At 68.9% G+C, this 241-nt stretch carries 1 pseudogene; it reads right to left on the bottom strand.

Annotated elements, in window-relative coordinates:
• Positions 1–207, bottom strand: a pseudogene (locus FNJ47_RS48690) (hypothetical protein); the annotation flags it as partial.
• Positions 208–241: the final 34 nt, after the last annotated feature.

The following is a 241-nucleotide window of genomic DNA, read 5'->3' as shown; positions in this document are numbered from 1 at the left end:
CGCGAGCTCGAAGCCGTCGAGCTCGGGCATGCAGACGTCGACCAGGATGACTGCGACTTCGTTCTTGAGCAGGAACTCGAGCGCCTCGCGGCCCGACGATGCCGCGACGAGCGTTTCGCCGAGCTCTACCGCAAGACACGGCAACTCGAACGCCTCAATGCCGAGCTCGAGGACCGCGTGCGCGCGCGGACCGCCGAGCTCGAGCAGTCGACCACGCGGCTGGTCGAGAGCGAGGCGCGCC

Origin of the sequence: Bradyrhizobium uaiense (genome assembly GCF_010811875.1) — a bacterium.
GTDB lineage: Bacteria > Pseudomonadota > Alphaproteobacteria > Rhizobiales > Xanthobacteraceae > Bradyrhizobium > Bradyrhizobium uaiense.
The sequence above is the reverse complement of the archived record's forward strand: the minus strand, read 5'-3'. Positions and strand labels throughout refer to the sequence as shown.